Annotated in this window: 19 protein-coding genes and 2 pseudogenes; 14 read left to right on the top strand and 7 right to left on the bottom strand. The window is 64.3% G+C overall.

Annotated elements, in window-relative coordinates; translation table 11 throughout:
- Position 1: 1 nt before the first annotated feature.
- The gene (locus tag ASG77_RS15565; protein WP_056347088.1) at positions 2 to 1,627 is read right to left on the bottom strand and encodes an ABC transporter substrate-binding protein; all 1,626 of its coding nucleotides are present in this window, start codon (positions 1,625 to 1,627) and stop codon (positions 2 to 4) included.
- Between the two features lie 195 nt (positions 1,628 to 1,822).
- On the opposite strand from ASG77_RS15565, the gene pdxA reads away from it, so the two are divergent.
- The 7 genes from pdxA to ASG77_RS15535 all read left to right on the top strand — a co-directional run bounded on the left by pdxA (position 1,823) and on the right by ASG77_RS15535 (position 9,978).
- The gene (gene pdxA / locus ASG77_RS15560) at positions 1,823 to 4,303 is read left to right on the top strand and encodes a 4-hydroxythreonine-4-phosphate dehydrogenase PdxA (protein ID WP_056347086.1); all 2,481 of its coding nucleotides are present in this window, start codon (positions 1,823 to 1,825) and stop codon (positions 4,301 to 4,303) included.
- Positions 4,304 to 4,382: 79 nt separating this feature from the next.
- The gene (locus ASG77_RS15555) at positions 4,383 to 5,162 is read left to right on the top strand and encodes a DeoR/GlpR family DNA-binding transcription regulator (protein WP_056347084.1); all 780 of its coding nucleotides are present in this window, start codon (positions 4,383 to 4,385) and stop codon (positions 5,160 to 5,162) included.
- Between the two features lie 200 nt (positions 5,163 to 5,362).
- Entirely contained in the window at positions 5,363 to 5,767 is a 405-nt protein-coding gene (locus ASG77_RS22640; RefSeq protein ID WP_235564571.1) for a hemerythrin domain-containing protein, read from the top strand.
- Entirely contained in the window at positions 5,767 to 6,003 is a 237-nt protein-coding gene (locus ASG77_RS22635; RefSeq protein WP_235564570.1) for a hypothetical protein, read from the top strand. The genes ASG77_RS22640 and ASG77_RS22635 overlap by 1 nt, the downstream gene beginning before the upstream one ends.
- A 548-nt stretch (positions 6,004 to 6,551) precedes the next feature.
- On the top strand, positions 6,552 to 6,953 hold the full coding sequence (locus tag ASG77_RS15545) for a hypothetical protein (protein ID WP_056347082.1): 402 nt from the start codon (positions 6,552 to 6,554) through the stop codon (positions 6,951 to 6,953).
- A 987-nt stretch (positions 6,954 to 7,940) separates the two neighbouring features.
- A complete protein-coding gene (locus tag ASG77_RS15540) occupies positions 7,941 to 8,303 on the top strand; it encodes a hypothetical protein (RefSeq protein ID WP_056347080.1) in 363 nt (120 codons plus the stop codon).
- A gap of 85 nt (positions 8,304 to 8,388) precedes the next feature.
- Positions 8,389 to 9,978, top strand: a complete 1,590-nt coding sequence (locus ASG77_RS15535) for an alkaline phosphatase D family protein (protein ID WP_056347079.1) — start codon at positions 8,389 to 8,391, stop codon at positions 9,976 to 9,978.
- A 17-nt stretch (positions 9,979 to 9,995) separates the two neighbouring features.
- Here the strand turns inward: ASG77_RS15535 and ASG77_RS15530 are convergent, their stop codons facing one another.
- Positions 9,996 to 10,733, bottom strand: a complete 738-nt coding sequence (locus ASG77_RS15530; protein ID WP_056347078.1) for a hypothetical protein — start codon at positions 10,731 to 10,733, stop codon at positions 9,996 to 9,998.
- Positions 10,734 to 10,901: 168 nt separating this feature from the next.
- On the opposite strand from ASG77_RS15530, the gene ASG77_RS22015 reads away from it, so the two are divergent.
- From ASG77_RS22015 to ASG77_RS15510, 6 genes and pseudogenes are all read left to right on the top strand, one after another.
- Positions 10,902 to 11,045, top strand: a complete 144-nt coding sequence (locus ASG77_RS22015; protein ID WP_156380345.1) for a hypothetical protein — start codon at positions 10,902 to 10,904, stop codon at positions 11,043 to 11,045.
- Between the two features lie 48 nt (positions 11,046 to 11,093).
- Entirely contained in the window at positions 11,094 to 12,038 is a 945-nt protein-coding gene (locus ASG77_RS15525) for a hypothetical protein (RefSeq protein WP_235564569.1), read from the top strand.
- Between the two features lie 317 nt (positions 12,039 to 12,355).
- Positions 12,356 to 14,134: pseudogene (locus tag ASG77_RS23085) on the top strand (PKD domain-containing protein); the annotation flags it as partial.
- A gap of 31 nt (positions 14,135 to 14,165) precedes the next feature.
- The gene (locus tag ASG77_RS23080) at positions 14,166 to 14,681 is read left to right on the top strand and encodes a PKD domain-containing protein (RefSeq protein WP_200950786.1); all 516 of its coding nucleotides are present in this window, start codon (positions 14,166 to 14,168) and stop codon (positions 14,679 to 14,681) included.
- A pseudogene (locus tag ASG77_RS23075) lies at positions 14,618 to 14,857 on the top strand (Ig-like domain-containing protein); the annotation flags it as partial. The gene ASG77_RS23080 and the pseudogene ASG77_RS23075, both read left to right, overlap by 64 nt.
- 232 nt (positions 14,858 to 15,089) lie before the next feature.
- On the top strand, positions 15,090 to 16,751 hold the full coding sequence (locus ASG77_RS15510; RefSeq protein ID WP_056347068.1) for an Ig-like domain-containing protein: 1,662 nt from the start codon (positions 15,090 to 15,092) through the stop codon (positions 16,749 to 16,751).
- A gap of 219 nt (positions 16,752 to 16,970) precedes the next feature.
- Here ASG77_RS15510 and ASG77_RS21445 read toward each other — a convergent pair whose 3' ends face one another.
- Positions 16,971 to 18,788, bottom strand: coding sequence for a S8 family peptidase (locus tag ASG77_RS21445; protein ID WP_082576081.1), 1,818 nt, complete (start codon positions 18,786 to 18,788; stop codon positions 16,971 to 16,973).
- Positions 18,789 to 19,176: 388 nt separating this feature from the next.
- On the opposite strand from ASG77_RS21445, the gene ASG77_RS15500 reads away from it, so the two are divergent.
- On the top strand, positions 19,177 to 19,758 hold the full coding sequence (locus ASG77_RS15500) for an HNH endonuclease (RefSeq protein WP_056347063.1): 582 nt from the start codon (positions 19,177 to 19,179) through the stop codon (positions 19,756 to 19,758).
- Positions 19,759 to 19,793: 35 nt separating this feature from the next.
- On the opposite strand, the gene ASG77_RS15495 is transcribed toward ASG77_RS15500, so the two are convergent.
- From ASG77_RS15495 to ASG77_RS15480, 4 genes are all read right to left on the bottom strand, one after another.
- Complete coding sequence (locus ASG77_RS15495; RefSeq protein ID WP_056347060.1) at positions 19,794 to 20,120, bottom strand: type II toxin-antitoxin system PemK/MazF family toxin; 327 nt, start codon at positions 20,118 to 20,120, stop codon at positions 19,794 to 19,796.
- Entirely contained in the window at positions 20,117 to 20,320 is a 204-nt protein-coding gene (locus ASG77_RS15490; protein ID WP_056347058.1) for an antitoxin MazE family protein, read from the bottom strand. The genes ASG77_RS15495 and ASG77_RS15490 overlap by 4 nt, the downstream gene beginning before the upstream one ends.
- 405 nt (positions 20,321 to 20,725) lie before the next feature.
- Positions 20,726 to 21,781: a 2,3-butanediol dehydrogenase gene (locus ASG77_RS15485; protein WP_056347055.1), complete on the bottom strand. Its 1,056-nt coding sequence runs from the start codon at positions 21,779 to 21,781 to the stop codon at positions 20,726 to 20,728.
- Positions 21,782 to 21,812: 31 nt separating this feature from the next.
- Positions 21,813 to 23,603, bottom strand: a complete 1,791-nt coding sequence (locus ASG77_RS15480; protein ID WP_056347053.1) for an NAD(P)/FAD-dependent oxidoreductase — start codon at positions 23,601 to 23,603, stop codon at positions 21,813 to 21,815.
- Between the last annotated feature and the right edge of the window lie 39 nt (positions 23,604 to 23,642).

Genomic DNA, 23,642 nt, shown 5'->3' with positions numbered 1-23,642 from the left:
ACTAGCCGTTCACCTTGACTGTGGAGAGCTGGTAGGAGTTGATGGGGCGCAGTTTCAGGCCCTCCACGCGGGTGCGGCGGGCCAGCACCGCGTTGGGGATGAACGCCCACATGCAGGGCCACTGGGCCCAGATGTCCTTCTGGACGTCGGTGAGCAGCTTGGTGCTCTTGGCGGTATCCGTTTCGGAGGTGGCCGTGATGATCCTGCTGCTGATCTCCGGGAAAACGAAGCCGTGGTATGTGTCGCGGGTGGCTTCCTTCGCGGCGGTGCCGGCGTACATGCCCTGCAGGTTGGTCAGAGCGAGGCCCGTCTGGTTCCCGTAGCCGTTGCCCAGGATGTCCCAGTCACCGGCTTTGCCCTGCCGCCAGCTGGAGATGTCCCCACCGGGTTCGAACTGCTGCAGCGTGGCGGTCACGCCGATCGCCTTCATCATCTCCACGAGGGCTTCCATGATGGACACGTCGCCGGCGAACTCCCCGGTTTCCCAGATGACCTTCACGGCAAGGTTGGACACGCCCAGGTCCGCGAGCATGGACTTGGCCTTCGCGGGATCGTACTTGTACTCGCCGGTTTCCACGGCGCCCGCCAGGGTCTGCGGGACCACGCCCTTGGCGGAAGTGACCGTGCCGCCCAGGATGCCGTCAACGATGCTCTTGCTGTCGAAGCCGTAGGAGAGCGCCTCGCGGACCTTGGGATCTGACATGGGGCTGTCCGCCGGCTTGCGGAAGTTGTAGAAAAGCTGATTGTAACGGGTGCCGGTGACTGATTCGATCTTGATGCCTTCAACAGATTTTAGCTGGGCTACCGAATCCGGGGTGATGGAGTCGATGACGTCCACCTCGCCGGAGCGCAGGGCCACCACACGGCTGGATTCCTCGGACATGAACCGGACGTTGACCTCGGAGATGTTGGGCTTCTCGCCCCAATAGTTCTCGTTGACCACCAGCTTGTAGGTGCCCGTTCCGCGGTCGGCTGAGGCCACCTTGTAGGGGCCGGTGCCGACGCCCTCCTGGAGTTCCTCGGGCTTGTTGGCGGCGGCCGGGGTGATGAGAATGTTGGACATCAGTGTGTTCAGCACGGGCAGCGGGGCCTTGGTGTCCAGGGTGAAGGTCAGTTCGTCCTTCTTGGTCACGACGGGCCATTCGGGGAACTGGGGTGCCAGGAAGGAGCCGTTGACCTGGCTGTACATCTCCAGCGCCTTGGAAACGTCCTCCACGGCAACCCTGCTGCCGTCGGAGTACTTGATGTCGTTGCGCAGCTTGACGGTCCACTGGGTGGGGCTGGTCAGTTCGAAGCTTTCGGCCAGGACGTTGCGGGGCTTGAGGTCGTCGCCGATCTCGGTGAGGGCCTGGCGGACGGCGCGTTGGACGGTGACGGCGGCGTCAAACTGGTTGAGTTTGTTGTCGAGGCTGACCAGTGAGCGGTTCAGCCCCAGAGTGAGGGTACTGGTGCCGGTGACGCCGGGGCCGGGGGCGGACGGGCCCACGCAGGCGGTGACGGCGGGTGCCAGCACGGCACCTGCTCCGGCCAGGGCGCCCCACCGGAGCAGCGAACGCCGGGAGAGTGAATGCTGCGCTACTTCGCCGAGGAATGCACTGCCGCCGGCGACACTGTCGGATCGAGTCATCTTTGACCTCCAGGTAAGGGCCGGCTCGTGCCGGCCAGGTGCTGCATCTTCGTGCTGATACGAGGCACCAGGGTTGTTACTCCGCTCACAATGTCATGATTGCGCAAAGTGCGCAAGTAGGTTAGCGTGTTTTGTGCAGGCCGATCCAAAACGGCTTCACCGTACCCAGTTCCGCGGAAGCCAAAGGAGGCAGCGATGAAACGCATTATTGCCATTGCTGACGACCTTTCCGGCGCCGCAGAGACCGCAGCGGCCTTCCTGACGGAACACGCCGAGACCCGTAATAATGATGCGCGGAGCGCGCAAACTGTCCCCGGCAAGACAAGGGCCGACGACGGCGCCCCGCTCGTCTGTCTGCTCCCGCACCTTCCGGAGGAGCTTGCCACCGCCCTGCGGAACCTCCTGCAGGACGGGAACCACGGGCAGGACGCAAGCGCCACGCAGGACGTCGGGGTTTTGGTGCTGGACACGGACAACCGGAGGCTCACCGCGGATGCCGCCGCCGGGCGGTTGCGCCAAGTCCTGCACTCGCTTCCCGTCGGGGACCACTCCCCCACAGTTTTCCTGAAGATCGACTCCCTGCTCCGCGGGCCCGTGGCCTCGCAACTGGAGGTCCTCAGCGCCGACGGTCCCGTCGTCCTGGCGCCGGCACTGCCGCCGCTGGGCCGCAGCACGGTCAACGGAACGGTGCACCACCAGGGGGTGCCCCTGCATGAAACGACGTTGTGGCATGCCGAGACGTCGGTTCCGCCAGCAACCATCGGCGCTGCCTTGCAGCCTCTGGCAACCACCCTGGTGGAGCTGGCCACTGTCCGCGGCGGCGGCGGCGAGACCTTGGCCGCAGCGCTGAAGGCCGCCAGTGCCGGCCGGCCTTTCCCCGTGGTGGTCTGCGACGCCGAGACACAGGCCGACCTGGATGCGATCGTCGGCGCCGCCCTCAGCATTCCCGGCGTCCGGTTCGCGGGTGCCTCCGCGCTCGGTTCCGCACTGGGTGCAGCTCTCGGAGCCGCCCTGGGAGCCACGTTGGCGCGGACCGCCGGCAGGGCACGCAACCGCAGCGCCGCCGTCGCACATTCACTAATCGGCGAGAGTGCAACCAAGAGATTCCCCCTGCTGGTGGTGGGCTCCGCGTCCGGCCCGGCCAGGGAACAGCTGCAGGCCCTTGCCGCGGACGGTGTCGCGGTCATCACGCTGAGCCCCGCGGACCTCCTGGCGGGAACCGCTGATCTGACTTCGCTGGAAGCCCTAACCGCAGGCCCGGCGGCGGTGACCGTGGATGCGTCCGCTGTGGATCCGGCGGTGTCGTCCAGGATTGCCGGCGCCCTGGCCCGGACAGTGGCGCCGCTTGCCAAGGACCGGCCGCTGATGCTCACCGGCGGGGAAACGGCCCGCTCTGTGCTGGATGCCCTGGGTGTGCAGCGGCTGAGCGTTCAGGGCGAGATTGAGCATGGCGCCGTCCTGTCGCTGGCTCCCGACGGAAACCCTGTGGTCACCCGCCCGGGCAGTTTCGGCGAAACGAACAGCCTCCGCACCATCCTGGCCGTATTGGCCGGCTACTCAACTTCTTCACCGTCCCTAACAGGGAATCCCTCCACAACGCACTCCCCTCTGCCGATGGCGCCCCAGCCGTCCCCGCCCGAAAAAGGACCCGCCATGAACTCTGTTGATCCCGCTGAACTCCCCTATGTCGCCGTGACCATGGGCGACGGCGCCGGTGTTGGACCCGAGGTGGTGGTGGCCGCCGTCCTGGACGCGCAGATCAATGCCGAGTGCCGTCCCGTTGTGATCGGTGACGCGTTGCGCCTCCGCCAGGCCGCGGACATCCTGGGCATCGAGGCGGACATCCAGACCGTCGCCTCCGTGGAGGACGCCGTGTTCACGCCGGGCCGGGTGAACGTGATCGACCTGGCGTTGCTGCCGGCAGACCTCGCGTGGGGTGAGCTGTCCCCCGTGGCCGGGCACGCGGCCTATGAATACATCCGGGTGGCGAGCGAGCTGGCCATGGCCGGGAAGGTGCAGGCCATCTGCACCGCGCCGCTGAACAAGGAGGCCCTGCACGCCGCCGGGCACGTCTTCCCCGGGCACACCGAACTGCTGGCGCAGCTGACCGGGACGGAGGAAGTGTCCATGATGCTCTCCACGCCCAAGATCAAGGTCATCCACGTGACCACGCACATCGGCCTGATGGACGCCGTCCGCAAGATCAACCCGGACCTGGTGGAACGCACCATCCGCCGCGGCCACGATGCCCTGATCCGGGCCGGCATCGCCAACCCGAAGATCGGCGTCTGCGCCATCAACCCGCACGCCGGTGAGGGCGGGCTGTTCGGCCAGGGCGAGGAAGCGGAGAAGATCGAGCCGGGCGTGAAGGCGGCCCGCGAATCAGGCATCGACGTCACCGGCCCGCTGCCCGCGGACACCTTGTTTTTCCTGGCCGGCCGGGGCGATTACGACCTGGTGGTGGCCATGTACCACGACCAGGGGCACGGCCCGGTGAAGGTGCTGGGCATCGAGGCCGGCGTGAACATCACCGTGGGCCTGCCCGTGATCCGCACCTCCGTGGACCACGGCACCGCCTTTGACATCGCCGGCAAGGCGATCGCGGATTCACGCAGCATGGTGGAGGCACTGCACCAGGCGGCGGAGATGGCCACCCGCCCCGCCGTGGCCGTTTAGGCGCATACGGCAATGCTGCGGGCACTTAGCCTGGGCCGGAACTAGCATGGGAACCACGCCCACGGGAAGGAGACCGGGAATGCTGTCGGCAAATGCCAGGCGCGAAGAAATTTACCATCTGGCGCTCACTACCGGCCTGGCCTCCGTGGAGGAACTGTCCGCCCGGTTCGACGTCACGGCCTCCACCATCCGCCGCGACCTGGCGCTCCTGAACGGGCAGGGCCGGCTGGCCCGCACGTACGGCGGCGCCATGGCCCTGGGCGCCCACCCGGAAGCATCGCTCCGGCAGCGCACCGGCGAGGCGTTTGAGCAGAAGCACGCCATTGCCCGCTGGGCGGCATCCGTGATCCGGCCCGGGGAGAACATCCTGCTCGACGCCGGCTCCACCGTGGGTGCCCTGGCCCACGAACTGCGGGGGTTTGGTCGGTTGTCCGTGACGACGCCGGGCATCAACACCATGCAGGAACTGGCCGAGTCCGACGGAATCGAAGTGGACTGCCTGGGCGGCCGGCTGCGGAGCCTGAGCCAGAGCTTCGTGGGTCCCCTGGCCGAGGCAGCCCTGGAGCGGATGAGCTTTGACCGTGTGTTCCTCGGCGCCGACGCCGTCACCGCCGAGGACGGCATCTGCGAGGCAGACCACGCCCAAACCCGGCTCAAGGAGCTCATGGCCCGGCGCGGCAACAGCGTCTACGTCCTGGCCGACTCCTCCAAGCTCGGCCTGCGGCCCTTCCATGCGTGGGCGCGGCTCGCGCTCCCTTGGACGCTGGTCACGGACGACGGCGCCGACCCGGGCCAGGTGCAGAAGTTCCGTGACGCGAGGGTCACGGTAGAGGTGGCTGAGGTACTGCCCGGCGGTTGAGCTCGTCGAAGCCAACCCCGTCGAAACCTAACGGCCATTGTGCGGCCTGGGGGCAAACGCTACGAGGCTGCCGGGGAGAGGTCGTGGGCTCGCACTGATTTCCGTAAGGGCCATCCAAGGACCGACTTCTTCACCCTTCAGCCCGGCGAGACCCTGCTCCAGTTCCCCCGGGGCCAGTCCTTTGTACAGGTTCGGCAGCCATGCGGCGCATCCACCGTGTATTCCTCTGGGCATACGGCGAGGCACCCGGTCAGGTGCGCTCCGCCGGGACCGGCGACACAGCCCGCGCCGCATACGTGGGAGAAGTGCTGGGGAACTTCGACAAGATCCTCCATGTCCACCACGAGGGCGAGGACCTGCTGATGTACCCGCAGTTCGCGGAACGGGCACCCGTATGTGCGTTGCACGTTGAGCAGATACTCGAGCAGCATAGGCAGGTTGCACGACGACTTGAGATCATCCAGCCGCTCCGAACGCGCTGGATGGAGACGGCGGAGGCAGAGGTCCGCGACGACCTTGCAGAGCGGTACGAGGACCTGTCAGCTGTCCTCAACGTGCACCTGCGCCGAGGGGTGACTGAGGTGATGCCATGGTGGACAAGGTGATGACCGCAAAGGAACTGTTTATGGCTGCAGAACACGGGTCCAGCCAGTTCGACAAGAAGTTCCTGGTCGGCGACCTCGGGATGGTGCTGGCCACGAATCCACCTGCAGAACGGGAGGAATTGTTCAAGGAGGTCCCCGCGCCGGTCCGCCTTGCCTACCGTCTCGTCGGGCGCAGGATGTATCGGCGGCAGTACTCGACGCTCGTCCCGGGGCGAACGATTCCCGAAACGGTTTAGTCTCCGCGGCTGGCCGGTCGGCCGGAAACGGGACGATCGGCATCGGCGTGGACTGCCTGGGCCTGGCTCGCGCTCCCCTGGACTTTGGAACGAACGACGACGCCAACCCCGCCCAAGTGCAACGGGTCTGTGGCGCCGGGGTTTGGAGGTGTCCAGGCCGGTGGTTGAGCCTGTTGAAACCGAGCATGCCACCTGCAGCGAGGATACGTCGAGGCGGATCCTTGTGTGCCTGGCAACCGGCTCTTGACCGCCACACCGGCCCGGTCCAGCATAGGAAGACACACTGGCGGTCTCCAGAGAGATGGCGGTTGACGATGGCCCGGGGAAATTTCGACGACCGATTCTGGGCAGGGCAATTCCCCAGATGGGCCGGCGCCGCAGCGATGCTCGGCGGCGTGCTGTGCGTCTTGGCCGCATTCCTACACAATCTGGAACCGATCGGCTGCATCGGCTTGGAATGCGAGACAAGAGCAATGCGTTCATCAACCGGGTTTGTCCCGTTGGCAGCCTCTGCCGCATCCCTTCTCATACTAGTTGGCGTTGCCGGTATGACACTCCTTGCACGGCGATCCGGCCAGTACCTCAAGCTTGCGAACCCTGGCCTGATTACGGCCGCAGTTGGGTTCATCCTGCTGTTTACGGGCGCGCTGATCCAGACGGCATTCTTCGCCGGCGACTTCCCAGGGATGCCCTATTTTGTCATCCCCGGGCTGCTGGCTGTCATCGCAGGCCTCCTCATGATCGGGGTCTTCATTCTCCGTTCACGTGTTCTTCCACGATGGCTCGGGATCTTCTTCGTGGTCGGCACTGTCGCTCTGCTGGCAGCCAATGAACAAACGCCTGCTGTCCTGCTCGCCATACCTTTTGGGCTCGCCATGGTGGCGGCCGGCTACCACATGTGGGCAGGGGCGGCAGCTATGCAGCCGCCCCTGCCAGAAGCTGCTGGATAGCCGAACAAACTTCATCCAAACGAGTCCCCGATCGGTAGGCGACGACGAGATTCGATGCGCGCTGAGGGATCCCCGGTTCAGCCCCGCGTCGTCGCCCCGCCAGAGGAGGGCCACGAACGTACGTCAGCGAGGACCAACTGCTTCGCACGGACGACCCGTCTCATGCTCCGGCACCGCCCACTCGGACGGCACTACTCCGAACGAGTCCTTCACCTCGCGACCTGCATCGACCCGCACACGGGATGCCAACAGTGCGCGGGAAATAGCTCCATGTTATTGACACCGGCGACGTAGAAGTTCGACCGCTTCTGGAGCCGGAAGCCGTCGGATGCTGATATCTCCGGCCTCACATAGTGCCGGGAAGCGTTTGACCGCCCCCTTCAAGCGGCGGACGGGCCTATGAGCCGACACCTAGGCGCACGGCAGAAGCCGTTCGACGCACTCGACACGTCCAGGGACCTGCGGGTGAGGTAGATGGTCGCGCTGTTCTGGTTGCTCCTTCTAGGAGCCTGGGTGGTAACGGGCCAGCCAGGGGCGATATTGATCCTGGTGGTTCTCCTAATATGCCTTGTTCTGGCCAACACTCACGTCCCAGTTGATTCGCAGGGCAGGCCAATCAGGAAGCCAAGGCCGGCCAAGGCGGTCCGACCTCCAAAACCCCGCGCAGCCAAAACTCGGCGGGCCTTGGTCCCTCCCAAACCGCCCCCGCCAGCTCCCATCGTCCGCGATCCATGGGACGAAATGCGGCGTGTGCAGCAACTGCAGTGAAAGTGGCGGGAAGAAGAACACCAGCCGTGGGACGATGAGTTCAACAGGCTCGCCAAGGAGCTTGAACCCGGCCCCTAAGGTGGAAGCTCGCTTGGGCTGGCGGGAGGCGGTAGATGGTCATGGACGATTTAGCTGGACGATGTCCGCAACGAGGGTTCGGGAGGCCATGGACTCAAAATACTCCTGATCCAATCGAGGGTCCGGACGCTAAAATAGACCATGTTGGTCTTCCCAGCCATCGGACTCTTGCTCTGGATTGCCTTCCTTCTTGTCGTGCTGGTCCTGGCCAGCATTCTCTGGGCCCTGTCCAGACTGGCGTTCTGGATTTTGGGCCTGAAGCCCCGGCCCAGTCAGAAGAAAGTTACCAGCGCCAGACGGGACCCACCCCGGGTCCAACGCCCCGTCCCGGACCCGGCTCCGACCCGGGCAGCACCCCCGGTTCGAGACCGGGCACCGCGGCCCGCACCATCCCCGGCCTCGTCCGATATCTGGCCCAAATGGACTCCGGCCCACAGGCGCTACGTCGATGAGGAGTTGGCCCTCTGGCAGGAGCAGTTCGACGCCCTGAGCTCCCGCAAGTAGAAATCGACAGTTCTTGTCACGCAGTTAACCACGCATTCACGCCGCCCTTACAAACTGTCCAACCGGCCTCAATACGGTCGAAGCCATGGACAACATTTCACGCAGATCCCTCCTTTCCGCCGGCCTCGGGGCCGGGCTCGTGGCCGCCTGGCCGGGTGCCGCCGTCGCCGTTTCCACAGCGGACGACGCCGGTCTCCGCACCGATCCGTTCCTGCTGGGCATCGCCTCCGGCGAGCCGTGGCCGGACGGCTTTGTGATCTGGACCCGGCTGGCGCTGGACCCGATCGCTGAGGACGGCCTGGGCGGCATGCCCTCCCGCAACGTCGCGGTGGCATGGGAAGTGGCTGAAGACGCCGGCATGCGCACCGTAGTAGCCCGCGGCGTCGAGCAGGCCCGGATCGAAACCGCGCACTCGGTGCACGTCGAACTCAAGGGCCTCCGCCCGGGTCGCGAATACTTCTACCGGTTCCGCACCGGCCGGCACGTCAGCGTGGTGGGCCGCACCCTCACCAGCCCGGCGCCGCACGAGACGCCGGCGGCGCTGGCCATGGCGTTCGCCAGCTGCTCGCAGTACGAGCACGGCTACTTCACCGCCTACTCGCGGCTGGCCCAGGACCACCCGGATCTGGTGCTGCATCTGGGTGACTACATCTACGAGTACAAGAAGGACAGCTACGTGATCGGCGGCGGCAACCCGCGCGACCACCAGGGCCCCGAGACTTCCAGCCTGGCCGGGTACCGGCAGCGGCACGCGCAGTACAAGTCCGACGCCGATCTGCAGGCCGCGCATGCGGTCGCGCCGTGGCTGGTGGTGTGGGATGACCACGAGGTGGACAACAACTGGGCGGACGAGATCCCGGAGAACACGGACGCCAGCCAGCTGAACGACACCACCGAGCGTTTCCGGCAGCGCCGCACCGCCGCGTTCCAGGCGTACTACGAGAACATGCCGCTGCGGGCCTCGTCCGTGCCGGCCGGGTTCGACATGAAGATCTACCGCACCATCCAGTGGGGCCAGCTGGCCAACTTCCACATGATGGACACCCGGCAGTACCGCGACGACCAGCTCGCCGGCGACGGGTGGAAGAAGAACGTCACCGAACGCCTGGCCGAGGACCGCACCATCACCGGCGCCGAGCAGGAGAAGTGGCTGCTGGACGGCTTCAAGAACTCCACCCAGCGCTGGGACATCCTGGGCCAGCAGGTATTCTTCGCCGAAAAGGACCGGAACCAGGCGCCCGAGATCGACGACGTCTCCATGGACGGGTGGGACGGCTACGCCGCCTCCCGCCGCCGCATCACCGAGGGCTGGGTGGACGCGAACGTCCGCAACGCCGTGGTCCTCACCGGCGACGTGCACCGCAACTGGGCCAACGACCTCAAGGTCGACTACAGGGACCCGGCCTCCCCCGTGGTCGGCTCCGAACTGGTGTGCACGTCCATCAGCTCCACCGGCAACGGCACCGGCTCAACGGTGGATCCCGTCATGGCCTGGAACCCGCACCTGAAGTTCTACAACGACAACCGCGGCTACGTGAACACCCACATCACGAAAGATGCGATGACTGCTGACTTCCGCGTGTTGGACTACGTCACGACGCCGGGATCCCCCGTCAGCACGAAGGCATCCTTCGCGATCCAAGACGGAGTCCCGGGGCTGGTGGCGCGGGCGTAGGGCCCGCTGTTGGAAGGCTAGGGCTGGACAACATTCACGAGTTCTGACCGTTTTCCGGTTTGCAGGTCCTCGGTCAGGACCAGCCCACCGACCTCGGGGCAGTGATACTTGTGCTCCCGGGAATTCTTTTCAAGCGGCGTCCAGTCATAAACCTTGACGCAGCCGGTGTAGGTGCGGGATTTCGTGGCCACGGTCTCGCCGGTAGCCACGGTGTCCCGCATGTCTTCTGCATGGCCAACGTAGAATTCCTGCCTATAGGAATCGCCGGTCCGCTGCTCGGCCTTCATCCAGATGCCGGCTTTGGCGCCATCTTTTCCGTGCAGAAAGCTGCCGGAGTGGTCCAGCAACATCCCGTACCAATAGTTGTTCACGTCCTCGCCGAAGTACCACACGTCACCGTTCTTGTGTTGTGCCAGGTAATCCCTGGTTTCCTCTACGAGCTGCCCGTTCTTGTATTCCTTGTCCAGGTAGATGGCCGTCTCAACGCCCTCTATGGTCTTGGTCTCCTGCAGGATTTCGATTTCAATCCTCTCGGTGACGCGTCCTTGCTCGGTCGTTTCGTAAGTCATTTTTTTGCCGACGGGGAGGGCGAAATATTGATTAGTAATTTTGGTGGTGAAATCGGCCGGGTTGATCTGCGGATCGTACTCCGCGGCCCTGCTCCTTTTTGTGTTGTCGAAGACAAAAAGTGCCGCCCCGCCAACAACAAGCAACAGGACGACGAGAGCAAAGAATATTTTGGATCGTTGATTCATGACCTATCCCACTCCTTCTGAGTAGAAATTCCTGTAGGGGGTCAGAGCACCTTTGCTTGCCCATGGCCATAGGAGAAAGGTAGTGCAGTCCGTCGTGAACCTGAACCCCCACAGCACGCTCGTCCGGCTTAGGAAGAGGGGTCACCGTGGGGCGGTAGGATGTGCCGCATGACTCAGGACGAGGTACGCGGCAGGATCGGGGCCTTCGTAACCGATTTCCACACGAGGTGGCAGCGGTCAGGCAAGTCGCCGGGCATGTTCGCTTTCGACCATGGGGTGGTCACCGAGTACCTCGGGTACCGACACATCTGAAGGTTATCGATGAAGTCAGCGCCGACTCGTTTCATATCCTTCCGGAGCGTGGCCGCAACCGCGGCAGCCCTTCTGGCGGCCTCTGTCGCGGGTTGCACCAGCGCTCCGGAGCCGCCTGGTGTTCGGATCGCTGCTGTCGGTGACATGAACGGCGTCAAGAACTATGCGCCTGATAGCCCGTCCGGTCGGAACGGTGCGGCGATCACGCGGCTTGTGCAGAACAACGACATTGACGCGTTCCTAGGGCTCGGGGACTTCCAGTACGACACGGCGTACTGCGATGACTACGTGAACTACTGGACGCCGTTGTGGGGTGGCACGATGCCCAAGTTGTACTGGGTGTCCGCCCCCAGCCACGACTGGGAACCCGGCCACAACGAAGACCTCGACAACTTCATGAATGGCCAATGCCCGGGGTCTCGGGATAAGGCTGCGGTCAACCAGGAGCGTGGGTTCATCGGGAACGGGGAACCGTACTCGAAGGACTTCGGGAACTGGCACTTCGCGTTCCTGTCGTCCGCGCTCTGGCGGTACAACCCCACGCAGGCTCGGGCGTTGACCACGTGGCTGGACAATGACCTCGCTGCTGCTAAGGCGGCGGGTAAGCACCTGGCGGTCGTTCATCACGAACCGTACTTCACGTCGAACACGAACGAACATGAGCGGGCCGCTGACCACAAGCCATGGATTGACGTGATGTGGAAGCACCGGGTCCGTCTGACCCTGTCAGGGTCACAACACAACTACGAACGGTCATGTCCGGTGAACAACGCTGACCAGTGCGTCGATGACGGGATGTCAGCGTTCCAGGTTTCCACGGGAGGTATCGGTCTCCGTCCTTTCACTAGCCGTCCGCCGTACATTGTGAAGCGGTTCAGCGACACCCACGGGTTCCTTCGGATGACACTCCGAGACGACGGGTCTTTCGACTGGAACTTCGTTCCAACGTCGGGGTCGGACACAGACGCAGGTACGCGTTCCGCACCGCAGTAAAAGCCGGGTAGTCCGGGCTGAAAGACGGGTAGCGCATGCGAGAAATACGAGTACACGGCAGCCCCTCACCACGCTGGTTGGCCTCCTGACCCGGGCATACACTGACCAGACGCCTGCCGCGACGCCTGACAAAAATCGAAGGGAGAAGAGTCGTGAAGAAACCTTCGCCTCGGGCCTGATGCCCGTCGCCGGTGACAGCGGCGGCAACCGAAGAATCCATTATCCGCCGGGAAAGCACTGCACCGGCGCGGCTTGGTCTCACCGTTGCCACACAACAAACTACCGGCGTCCCCATCGGCTCTTGATTGGAAGAGACCATGAGAAAGACCCTGCCCGCGTTCATCACGGCATTCGCCCTGTGGATCGTCGTTCAACTCCGCGGAGTAACGCTGCTGGACGATGCATTTGCCCACATGGGCGGGCGTGGTAGGGGTCGCAGGACTTCCTGGCATGGCGTAAAGCAGGGAGGTGGTCGCTCGCTTGGTCTTCGCCTACGCGGGTCGCGGAATCTGCGGCTCCCTGCACTGCTGACAGCGCTGCTGCTTGCGCTGGGTGGTGTTCTGGTGGTGCCGGTTGCGGCGTCGGCTGGTGAGGGTGATGTTGGGGTTGAGGGTCCGTCGCATTCGGGGACGGGAACGCCGACGGGTACGAAGCGGGCGACGAGTTCGTTGTGGTTCAACGACGGGCTCTGGTGGGGGAACCTGTGGGACACTGCCAGCTCGGATTTTCATATCTTCCGGTTCAATGCCGCGACGAGTTCGTGGGTCGATACGGGCGTGGCGACGGAAAAGCGGGCGAGCACCCATCATGACGTGTTGTGGGACGGGACGACGTTGTATGTGGCGAGCTATCGGTTCGTCGCCGACACCCTGCCGGCTGAGCCGAACTACCCGACGACGATGCGGCGTTACAGCTACAACTTGAGTACTAAGACGTACTCGCTGCTGTCGTCTACGAACATCAACAACTACAAGATTGAGACCCTGACCATCGATAAGGACTCGACGGGTCGGGTGTGGGCCACGTGGCAGCAGGGGAACAAGATTTATCTGAACGTCACTGGCACGGACGGCACAACATGGGGCACGCCGTTCCCGCATCCTGCGTCGTTGAGCAATGTGTCTGTGGACGACACGTCGGCTGTGATCGCATTCGGACCCGGCAAGATGGGTCTGATGTGGAGCCGGGAGGTCGGTGACGCCACGGACGGCATGTACTGGAGCTACCACGTCGATGGAGCGTCGAACACCGACTGGAGCGAACCTGTGGCGGCGGTGTCGGGGCAGGGCAGCAGCGATGACCATATGAACTTGAAGTGGCTGGACTCCTCGGGTGACCGGGTTTTCGCCGCCGTCAAGACGTCGTTCACGTCCGCGCCTCAGCCGCTGATCCAGCTGTTGGCATTGAATGCCACGACCTGGTCGGCGCACCCGATCGCGACTGTGTCGGAGTGCCCGAACCGGGTGATCGTCTTGATTGATGAGAGCACGCAGAGGCTGCGTACCTTCGCTTCCTATCCGAAGCCGAATGGCACGACGAACGCCGGTGTCTGCAGTAACTCCGGGGGCGCGATCTACGAGAAGTCCTCGCCGCTGGACAACATCAGCTTCACCACCGCGAAGACGGCTCGCATCGTGGACGCCGACCAGTATGTCCACAACGTGACGTCAACGAAGCAGAACCTCAACAGCGCGGCGCGGGGCACGGCCAACAGCGGTCTGCTGGTGCTCGCCGATGTGAACGCCACCGACCGGTACTGGCACTTTTACGACCGGGCGCCCGTTGCCTCCTTCACGGCCACCCCCACTTCCGGCACCGCGCCCCTGGACGTGGCCTTCACCGATACCTCCACCGACTCGCCGACGTCGTGGTCCTGGGCCTTCGGCGACGGCGACACGTCCACCGCGCAGAACCCCGCCCACACCTACACCGCCGCCGGAACCTACACCGCCGACTCGCCGACGTCGTGGTCCTGGGCCTTCGGCGACGGCGACACGTCCACCGCGCAGAACCCCGCCCACACCTACACCGCCGCCGGAACCTACACCGCSACCCTGACCGCCACCAACGACACCGGCTCAAGTTCAACCAGCTCGACCATCACGGTCAGCCCGGCACCGCCCCCCGTTGCCTCCTTCACGGCCACCCCCACTTCCGGCACCGCGCCCCTGGACGTGGCCTTCACCGATACCTCCACCGACTCGCCGACGTCGTGGTCCTGGGCCGCATACCTCCACCGACTCGCCGACGTCGTGGTCCTGGGCCTTCGGCGACGGCGACACGTCCACCGCGCAGAACCCCGCCCACACCTACACCGCCGCCGGAACCTACACCGCCACCCTGACCGCCACCAACGACACCGGCTCAAGTTCAACCACCTCGACCATCACGGTCAGCCCGGCACCGCCCCCCGTTGCGCCCACGTTGGACGCACCCTCCGTCGTCAACATTGCCAACGTCGATGCCGTGCCCGTCTCCGGCACCGCCAGGGCCAGGCCCGCGGACACCGTGAGTGTCACAGCGTCCGACGGCGCGGGCAATGCCGTGAGCGGAACGGCCACGGCCAGCTCGACCGGAGCCTGGTCCCTTCCGACACTCAACCTGACGAGCCTCAACGACGGCACCGTGACCCTGCCACCGTGAGTGTCACAGCGTCCGACGGCGCGGGCAATGCCGTGAGCGGAACGGCCACGGCCAGCTCGACCGGAGCCTGGTCCCTTCCGACACTCAACCTGACGAGCCTCAACGACGGCACCGTGACCCTGACCGCCACCGCCACCGATAYGGCGGGCAACGTCAGCCCRGCGACGACGGCAACGGTCCCCAAGGACACYGTGCCCCCCGCCGCGCCCACGCTGGACGCACCCTCCGTCGTCAACGTGGCCAACGTCGATGCCGTGCCCGTCTCCGGCATCGCCGGGGACGCGGGCACCGTGAGTGTCACAGCGTCCGACGGCGCGGGCAATGCCGTGAGCGGAACGGCCACGGCCAGCTCGACCGGAGCCTGGTCCCTTCCGACACTCAACCCTGGACGCACCCTCCGTCGTCAACGTGGCCAACGTCGATGCCGTGCCCGTCTCCGGCATCGCCGGGGACGCGGGCACCGTGAGTGTCACAGCGTCCGACAGCGCGGGCAATGCCGTGAGCGGAACGGCCACGGCCAGCTCGACGGGAGCCTGGTCCCTTCCGACACTCAACCTCTCGAGCCTCAACGACGGCACCGTGACCCTGGCCGCAACCGCAACCGCAACCGATACGGCGGGCAACGTCAGCCCAGCGACGACGGCAACGGTCCCCAAGGACACCGYGCCCCCCGCCGCGCCCACGCTGACGGCCCCCGCCACAGTCACCGCCGCGACCGTCACGTCCGTGACGGTCAGCGGCAGCGCCGAGGCCGGCACGACCGTCACACTCAACGTCACGGACGCCAATGCCGTTCACACCGTCACAGCGACCGCGACCGCGGACGGAACCGGGTATTGGTCCATAACGCCACTGAACCTGACGAGCCTGAGCGACGGCCAGCTCACATACACCGCCACCGCGACCGACACGGCCGGTAACACCGGCCCCGCGACGACAGCAACGGCCCCCAAGGACACCGCACCCCCCGCCGCGCCGACACTGACGGCCCCGGCCACCGTCACCGCCGCGACCGCCACGACCGTGACCATCAGCGGCAGCGCCGAGGCAGACGCCACCGTCACGCTCAACATCACTGACGCCGACACCGTTCACACCCTCACCGCAACCGCCACCGCGGACGGAACCGGGAACTGGTCCATAACGCCACTGAACCTGACGAGCCTCAACGACGGCCAGCTCACATACACCGCAACCGCGACCGACACGGCCGGCAACACCGGCGCGTCCGCAGCGCAGACCGGAATGAAGAAGACCACCGCAACGGCACCGCAGTTCACGAGCATGCCGTCCCAGATCACGGGCGACACGGTGACCGCCGTGCCATTCGCGGGGACCTCCGATCCGGGGGCAGCCGTGGCGCTCACGGCCACCGATTCGGGGAATTACAGCCTGTCGGCCACGGCAACGGCGAACGGCGCTGGAAACTGGTCCGCGACGATGAACTTGAGCCAACTCAACTCGGGCCTGGTCACGTTCTCGGCCCAGGCCACGGACTCCTACGGCAACATCAGCACGGTGATGACGGCGACGAGCCGCATCGGCCCGAGGGTCGTGTCCGTCACGCTACAGAACGGCGGAATCGCCGGCAAAGCGGACACCAACGACAAGGTCGTGGTCGTGTTCAACGAGCCGATGAGCCCGAGCTCGTTCTGCAGCACCTGGACCAGCCCCACAGGGCCGTGGACCCATATAAGCAGCAGCGTCAGCGTACTCATCAGCCGCAACACCTCCGCACCCAACGACACCCTGACCCTCTCGACGGGTTGCACGACCAACAACTTCGGCACCGTCAACCTCGGCGCCCGCTACACCACCAGCACCGGCGGAAACCTCACCTTCAAGGGCAGCAGCACCGTCCAACGGTCCTCCGTCTCGCTGAGCGCGGACGGCAAGACCCTCACGATCACCCTCGGAGCCCTCAAGAGCGGCACCCGGGCCACGGGCGTCATCGCCGGCACCCCCACGTACCAGGGGACCGCGAACGGCCAACCCGGCATCGCAACCGACATGAACGGAGTCCCGCTCGGAACCAATCCCTCCGACTCCGGGACGGCGTCGCGCTTCTGATCCTCGAATCGCGCGGTTCGATGGTGCGGATGCAGAGGCGGCCAGCCTGCCCGCCCCTGCGCACCTGCAGATCACCCTGCGTGCGACGGCGGCGGGGTTACTTCCGGTTCGCCGGGAGCTTCGGAAGCACACAGAAAGTGAAGCGGGGCATAACTTCCTGCAGAAACGAGACCTCAGCCGTTCCGTGTCTGACCGTTACAAATCAAACAGAAGGTGAGGTCATACTGTCAGCCGCCGTCGGTGATTCAGCCTCCTGATTGCATATGCAGCAGCCATGCCACCAAGGACCAGTCCGATCGTGATTACCCAGAATGAGTTGTTCGCTGCGGCGGTCACGGTATCCGCCGCAGCGTCGTCGAATGTATCCGCTGCAGGGGCAATGGTGGCACCGCCATTGGGTAATGGGGCAGGGTTGGAGTTCGCTGCCACTGTTGCCGGTGTTTCCGAAGATGTGGTTTCTGGTCGTGGAGTGGCTTCGTCCACCACCGGCTCAGGTGAGATCACTCCAGGTTCAGCAATTGCCACTGCCTGCGCCGCATTCGCAGCGGCAGGGATATTTAGGGGCGATGCGGCTGCAGCCTGCCGCGAGGGAGCATCAGCAGGTTCGGGAGCCGGTTGCGCGGGAGCGGGTTGTGCGGGCCCTGGAGCTGGGGCAGTTGCAGCAGGTGCCGGGGCGGCATTGGTCGTAGCAAGGGGAGCGGGAGCTTCATCAGCGGTTACGGGGGGAGCTTCAGCGGTAGACGGGGTAGAAGCTGCTGATCCCTGCAACCCGCAATGCGTGCCTACCCCCGCCCATGCATCACCAGGCTGGAGATTGGAGCAGGAGGGAGCAGGTGGATTAGGCGCGGGGATAAATAGCAACCTGTTAGGGGTTGCGCCCTTATTGGCACTGATGACACCCGTCACCGCGTTGTTGGTCATCGACTGGTGAACCTGTGCCGGGGATAACAAAGGGTCACGGGAAAGCAGGATTGCAGCCGCACCGGAAACGTGTGGAGCGGCCATTGAGGTACCGTCCAGAGTGTTGTAGCCGGTAGCAGCGTTGTTCCAAGCAGACCTGATGGATATTCCCGGCGCTTGAATATCAACGCAAGAGCCGTAGTTGGACCATGACGCCTGAGCGTCGTTAATATCCGTAGCTGCAACGGTGATGGCAGACCGAACTCGAGCAGGAGAAGCAGCACAGGCATCAGCGCCGGCGTTGCCTGCTGATGCGACTACCGTCATCCCGTCGTTAACAGCACTTTGAACGGCTTCGTCAAATGAAGAATTAGTGAAACCGCCAATGCTGAGGTTCAGTACTGCTGGCTGACCGGCAACGTGGTGCTGAACTGACCAGTCAATCCCTGCCATGATTGTTGACGCCCAGCCGCTTCCATCACACTCAAGCGCCCGGATGGGGATGATGCTGGCTTTCTTGGCAACGCCGTATGTTGTTCCGGCGGCGGTTCCAGCGACGTGCGTCCCATGACCATTACAGTCATTGATTCCATTGCCATCATGAACTCCCCACCAGGTTGCAGGAATCCTCCCGAAAAATTCTGTATGGGAAACATGCAGCCCAGTGTCAACAACGTAGATGTTCACGCCAGCACCTTCATTGCCGATGCTGTACTGCCCATCTCGCCCTGATCGCTGATCTACCCGGTCAAGCCCCCAAATAGACGTGGCACCAGAGATTGAAACGGGAGTGTCAAGTTCAACTGAGGCCACGTCTTCTGATCTTTTCAGGGACTCCATTTCCTTCGGTGTCGCTACAACTACCGAAGCTTTCATTGCATGGGAAAGAGTCGCCTTAACTTCAATCCCCTGTTGCCGCAGGGACATGGACTCCGCTTCTGCATTCACATCATTGCCATATTTCACGATGTACCTTTGCTCTCCTGCGGGTGGAGCATAGGGCGAAGGAGAAGGAACAGTGGCAGTTGGCGGATCAGTTGCAAAATCAGCATGAGCAACAGCAGGGGCCAGAGATAGAACCATTGAGGCAAGGAATACGGATGTCGCGGCTTTAAGGAAATACGGCGGTGTGGACATCTGCACTGTTCTTTCGTACGAAGGATGCCTCTTACCGCGGGAGCAGCCATAAGTGATTACCGAGCATTAATAGAAGCTGCACTACCGTGTGCCATACAAATGATAACGGCGAGGCTCCAGATATTAGACCTCAGCGGACTGATTGTCGAACATTATGGTCTGGCACGAACATCTTGCCTAAGAGCACCTCGCCGAGGACCGCACCATCACCCGCGAGGCGGTGACCGCGGAGTTCCGGGTCCTGAACTACGTCACGAGTTCCTTGGCTGGTCGCAAAGCAAGACCCGTCGAAACCCTCGAAACCCCCATCCAAGTCCGCTCGGCTGGGGGTTTCGCCGTTGTTTGAGCGGTACGCTCCTTGAAGCTGAAGAAGGATGGGGGAAGCGTCATGGTGGAACTGAAACGCATTTATTGGAGCCGGCAGGCGCTGCGGTTGGCATACTCAGCCGTGCTGGTGTGGTTGAGCATCTCGGTGATCCTGGCGCTCCTGCCAAAGTCGAAAGTGGTGTCAGCGTCAGGGGCTGGTATCTCCGCCGCAACCGAAGTCCTGCGCGGGATGGTGGACAGCGTTCTGGCCGCGGTCGCCCTGCCCGGCGCATTTCTGGTGGGCCTGGTCATCGTTGCTGCCGTCGTCCACAGCCAAGACGTCCGACGCCGGGACCCGGTAAGACGTTTCACGCGCCAGCAGCGCCGCGAAGGCATGACACGAGCTGCCAATCTGTGTGAAATGGAGGCAGGATTCCGGCGCCGTTGCTCCCGTCCCGCCGAGCACGGCGACCATTTCTACCCCTGGTCCAAGGGCGGATCCAGCAGCCTGCAGAACTTCGTCGCCGCCTGCGCCAGGTGCAACCGGTCAAAGGGCGCCAGGATTCCTTCCCCGGGCCAACAGGAACGGATAGAACGACGACGGCGGGACTACGTTGCGCCCGACGGTCCCGTTAGTGTCGGCGAGCGGCAGCCGCTTCGCTGACCGCCCCGCCGTTATTGCCGTTGCTTAGGCCCAGCTCAGCGCCCTAGGCCCAGAAAGACGGCAAGGGACTGTTCGACCGCAGTCATCGTCTTGGCGTCTATTTGCCCTAATCGCTGCCCAAGATTGGCGCGCCGAACGGTGGTCAGCTTGTCCACCATGATCTGGCTTTCGCGCTCCAAACCAGTGACCTGGTCCGGCTCAACAGTCAGCCTCAGCAGTGGCGCGTCTGTCAATTGGGTCGTCAGCGGCAGAAGAGTGACCGACTCCGACGCCTCAAACAGGTCATCCTGAATTATCAGCGCTGGTCTGGGCTTTTGCGCATATGTTCCGCCTGAGACTGTCCACAACTCGCCTCGATTCACTCCGGCCAGTCTTCCGAAATCTCTTCGATGAAATCCTGGTCGTCCCCGGCCCTGTCTGCGGCGGCAACAGCCAGCGACTGCCGCCGCGCCTCACGCTTGAACTCGTCTGTACGGGTGTCCGGCACCCACATCTGAATCTGCCGAAGGCCGCGCTCACGCATGGCAATCCTGTGCCGCGCAACTCGATCCCTAACACTCATAATCAATTGTTACATGTAACGGAGGGCATCGCACCGCGTAGTTGCTTGGCGTACACAGCGACCGTCCTCGCCGCGCGTACCGGCCCGGTCCGCTGAAACGCTATCCGCACGAGACCTTCATGGGGTAACCCCATTCAGGGTAGACAGCGCAGAGAACGGGCCTAACGACAGCGGGGCGGTCCCGGATTCCATAAGGGCTAGTAATGTGCCCATCAGCAGACTTTGTGGTTACTCTGATGACCATTAAATCCCGGGGAACACCTTCCCGGAGGTGACAAGGTATTCGTCGCAGCCAAGTAACACTCATAGGAAGTTCGCGAAGCCCCCGGCTGATCGGCTGGGGGCTTCGCTGTGCCGCGCTCCGGAACTATGGCGGTGCAGTTCCTCCGGGTTACCTCAAGCACCCTACGGATGCACCAGCACCTTCACCGCCGTCTCCTTGTGGTTGATCAGGGTGTCGAAGCCCTGCTCCACGAGATCCTCCAGCGCAATCCGGCCGGTGATGAACGGCTTGAGGTCCACCTTGCCCTCCTGCACCAGCTTGATCACGGCGGCGTGGTCCCGGACGTAGGCGATGGTCCCGCGCAGGTCGATCTCCTTCAGCACCAGCTTCTGCATGTCCACCGTGGCCGGCGCACCCCAGATGGACACGTTGACCACCACGCCCGCTGGCCGGACGGCGTCGAGCATGGTGTCCAGCACCGCGTTCACGCCTGCGCATTCGAAAGCGACGTCCGCCCCGGTACCGCCGGTAAGTTCCAGCACCCGCGCCGGCACGTCCTCCTTGCTGGGGTCCAGCACATGGTCCGCCACGCCGCTGGAAACCGCCTTCTCCTTGCGGGCCAGCGTCAACTCGCTGACGATCGTGGTCACCCCCATGCCTTTGAGGACCGCGGCGGTGAGCAGCCCGATCGGACCCGACCCGCCCACCAGCGCCACATCGCCCGCCTTCACACCGCTGCGCGCCACCGCATGGTGCGCCACGGACAGCGGCTCGATCAGGGCCGCCTCATCCAGCGGGATATCCCCGATGGGATGCACCCACCGGGCGTCCACCACGATCTTCTCGCTCAGGCCTCCCCCGCCGCCGGAGAGCCCGATGAACCCCATCTTGCGGCACAGGTGGTAATTGCCCGCCTGGCAGGAATCGCATTCGTCGCAGACAAAATAAGGTTCGACGACGACGTTGTCCCCCTTCGCGAGGCCCGTCACCCCTTCGCCGACTTCAGACACAGTCCCGGAGAACTCGTGCCCCAACGTCACCGGAGCCTCCTCCCCCGAGAGCGGGTGGGCGTGCCCCGGTGCGGGGACGAAGATGGGGCCTTCGAGGTACTCGTGCAGGTCGGTTCCGCAGATGCCGCACCAGGCGACGTCGATCTTGACGGTCCCGGCGCGGAGCTCCGGCTCCGGCACATCCTCGATCCGGATATCTTTCCTGCCGTGAAAACGTGCAGCTTTCATGATGGTCCTCCCGATTGAAGCGGATAAGAATTCAGCGCGTGTGGTGCGTCGGCTGCAGTTCGTACACCGGCGTTTCCAGCCCTTCCATGCGGGCCTTGAGCTGCAGTGCCAGGTACGAGGAGTAGTGGCGGCTCTGGTGCAGGTTGCCGCCGTGGATCCAGAGGTTGGGCACGTTGGTGGGCTTCCACATGTTGCGCAGCTCCCCTTCCCAGGGGCCCGGATCCTTCGGCGTATTCGAGCCGTACCCCCAGCACTTCCCCACGCGGTCCGCGATTTCGGGAGAGACCAGGTCCGCCAGCCAGCCGTTCATGGAACCGTAGCCGGTGGCGTACACAATCAGGTCCGCTTCCAGCTCGGTCCCGTCGTTCAAGACCACGGCGTTGCCGGTGATCTTGGAAACCTCCCCCGAGCGAAGTTGCACCCGGCCGTCGATGATGAGCTGTGAGGCGCCGACGTCGATGTAGTAGCCGGAGCCGCGCCTCAGGTACTTCACAAACAGCCCGGACCCGTCCACCCCGAAGTCCAGGTCGAACCCGGCGGCCTCCAGCTGGGAGTAGAACTCGGCATCCCGGGCAGCCATCTCCTGGTACACCGGCACCTGCGCCTCGGGCAGGACCCGTAGCGGCAGCGACGCGAACAGCAGGTCGGCCTTCTCCGTGGTCACCCCGGCCGCCAAAGCCTTCTCCGAGTACAGATCACCCAGCGCCAGGTCCATCAGCGACTCGCTCCGGGCAATGTGGGTGGAGGACCGCTGCACCATGGTGACCTCGGCGCCGTGCTCCCACAGGTCCGCGCAGATATCGTGCGCCGAGTTGTTGGAGCCGATCACCACGGCCTTCTTCCCGGTCCAGTCCCCGCCGCCCGGGTGCTGCGACGAATGGCGCTGCTCCCCCAGGAAGGACCCCGCGCCGTCGAACGCGGGAATGTTCGGGTAGCCCGAGACGCCCAGGGCGAACACCAGCTGCTTGGGGCGCAGGGTCACAGGCACCCCATCACGGACGACGTTGACCACCCATTCCTGGGTGCCGTCGTCGTACTCTGCACCCACGCACTCGGTGCCGCCCCAGTAGTTCAGCTCCATGATCCGGGTGTAGTGCTCCAGCCAGTCGCCGATCTTGTCCTTGGCGGCGAAGACGGGCCAGTCGTCGGGGAACTTCAGGTAGGGCATGTGGTCGTACCAGACGGGGTCGTGCAGGTGCAGGGACTTGTAGCGGTTCCGCCAGGAGTCGCCCGGCTTCTCGTTCTTCTCGATGACGAGGGTGGGGACGCCCAGGCGCCGCAGCCGGGCCGCGAGGCCGATGCCGCCCTGCCCGCCGCCGATGATGACCGTGTAGGGCTGCTCCTCGTAGCCGAGCCGCGCCTCGCGCTCCTCCTTCTGTTCCAGCCAGGAGCGCCGGCCCCTGATGATTTCGTGCGCCACGCTCTTCTCGCGGCGCGTCCCCTTCTTCTCCTCGAAGCCCTTCAGCTCCTGCATGGTGGTGAGCAGCGTCCAGCATTTGCCGTTCCGCAGCCGGAGGTGGCCGTAGCCGCGGGCGGCCGCGGTTTCGAACGTGATCCAGGCTTCCGTGGTGCCGGCGTCGCCCGTGGCATCCTCGGAGAGCGTCCAACCAGAAGACTGCACGTGGTCCAGCGTGGCCTCGAGCATCTGCCGGATGTCCGCCTTGCCTTCGAGCGTTTTCAGGTTCCAGGTGAACGCCACGAAGTCGCGCCAGTAACAGTCGTCCTCGAAAAGCTCCAGCGCGGCGTCCAGGTCGCGCCGCTGCAGGGCGGTATCCAGTTCCGTCAGCCAGGCCTGCGCGGCTGCGGTGCGTGTTTCGGTCATGTCCACTCCTTTGTGTCTTATGGTCCGTGTGTCTGTTGG

The sequence above is a fragment of the Arthrobacter sp. Soil762 genome (assembly GCF_001428335.1).
GTDB lineage: Bacteria > Actinomycetota > Actinomycetes > Actinomycetales > Micrococcaceae > Arthrobacter.
This window is presented reverse-complemented; position numbering and strand designations above follow the sequence as displayed.